At 59.3% G+C, this 1,816-nt stretch carries 1 rRNA gene; it reads left to right on the top strand.

The annotated features are described in order from the left end of the window. Positions 1–91: 91 nt before the first annotated feature. Positions 92–1,816, top strand: a 23S ribosomal RNA gene (locus tag Q0848_RS18845); the annotation flags it as partial.

Below are 1,816 nucleotides of genomic sequence, written 5' to 3'. Positions count from 1 at the left end.
GGGTGGGGGTGTGGGGGTGGGTGCCGGGTGTGGGGGCTTCCTGCTTGTAGCTTGAGAACTGCACAGTGGACGCGAGCATCTTTATCTTTGTGGCCAAGTTTTTAAGGGCGCACGGTGGATGCCTAGGCACCAGGAGCCGATGAAGGACGTAGGAGCCTGCGATAAGCCTCGGGGAGTTGGCAACCGAACTGTGATCCGAGGATTTCCGAATGGGGAAACCCGGCTGGATTCATCTCCAGTCACCTGCACCTGAATATATAGGGTGTGTGGAGGGAACGTGGGGAAGTGAAACATCTCAGTACCCACAGGAAGAGAAAGCAACCGCGATTCCGTGAGTAGTGGCGAGCGAAAGCGGATGAGGCTAAACCGCGTGCGTGTGATACCCGGCAGGGGTTGCGTGCGTGGGGTCGTGGGACCCGTTGGTCTCAGCTGCCGCTGAGGCGAGGAGTGAGAAAGTTGCGTCATAGTCGAAGGGTCTTGGATGGCCCGGCGTAGAGGGTGCGACCCCCGTAGACGAAATGATGTGGCCTCCTTGGACGGTGTTCCCGAGTAGCACGGGGCCCGAGAAATCCCGTGTGAATCTGGGGGGACCACCCCCTAAGCCTAAATACTTCCTGGTGACCGATAGCGGACTAGTACCGTGAGGGAAAGGTGAAAAGTACCCCGGGAGGGGAGTGAAATAGTACCTGAAACCGTGCGCCTACAAGCCGTCGGAGCCTCTTCGTGGGGTGACGGCGTGCCTTTTGAAGAATGAGCCTGCGAGTTAGTGGCATGTGGCGAGGTTAACCCGTGTGGGGAAGCCGTAGCGAAAGCGAGTCCGAAGAGGGCGTCTGAGTCGCGTGTCCTAGACCCGAAGCGAAGTGATCTACCCATGGGCAGGTTGAAGCGCGGGTAAGACCGCGTGGAGGACCGAACCCACCAGGGTTGAAAACCTGGGGGATGACCTGTGGGTAGGGGTGAAAGGCCAATCAAACTTCGTGATAGCTGGTTCTCCCCGAAATGCATTTAGGTGCAGCGTCGCGTGTTTCTTGCCGGAGGTAGAGCTACTGGATGGCCGATGGGCCCTACAAGGTTACTGACGTCAGCCAAACTCCGAATGCCGGTAAGTATAGCGCGGCAGTGAGACTGCGGGGGATAAGCTTCGTAGTCGAGAGGGAAACAGCCCAGACCACCGGCTAAGGTCCCTAAGCGTGTGCTAAGTGGAAAAGGATGTGGAGTTGCGCAGACAACCAGGAGGTTGGCTTAGAAGCAGCCACCCTTGAAAGAGTGCGTAATAGCTCACTGGTCAAGTGATTCCGCGCCGACAATGTAGCGGGGCTCAAGCACACCACCGAAGCCGTGGCACGTGCGCGTTTGCCAGGCCCACTTGTGGGTCCAGGTGCGTGCGTGGGTAGGGGAGCGTCGTGTGGCGGGTGAAGCGGCAGGGTGACCTAGCCGTGGACGCCACACGAGTGAGAATGCAGGCATGAGTAGCGAATGACGGGTGAGAAACCCGTCCGCCGGATGATCAAGGGTTCCAGGGCCAGGCTAATCCGCCCTGGGTAAGTCGGGACCTAAGGCGAGGCCGACAGGCGTAGTCGATGGACAACGGGTTGATATTCCCGTACCGGCGAAGGACCGCCCATGCCAAGGCCAGCGATGCTGAGTGCCTGAAGCCTCACCGGCCCTTCGGGGTGGGTGTGGGTGGAACGCACGACCCAGACTGGTAGTAGGCAAGCGCATTAACAGGGGTGACGCAGGAGGGTAGCTTCCGCGTGGCGATGGTTGTCCACGTCCAAGGGTGTAGGGCGAGTTGTTGGTAAATCCGCAGCTCATG

It is taken from the genome of uncultured Pseudokineococcus sp., assembly GCF_947495735.1.
GTDB lineage: Bacteria > Actinomycetota > Actinomycetes > Actinomycetales > Quadrisphaeraceae > Pseudokineococcus.
The sequence above is the reverse complement of the archived record's forward strand: the minus strand, read 5'-3'. Positions and strand labels throughout refer to the sequence as shown.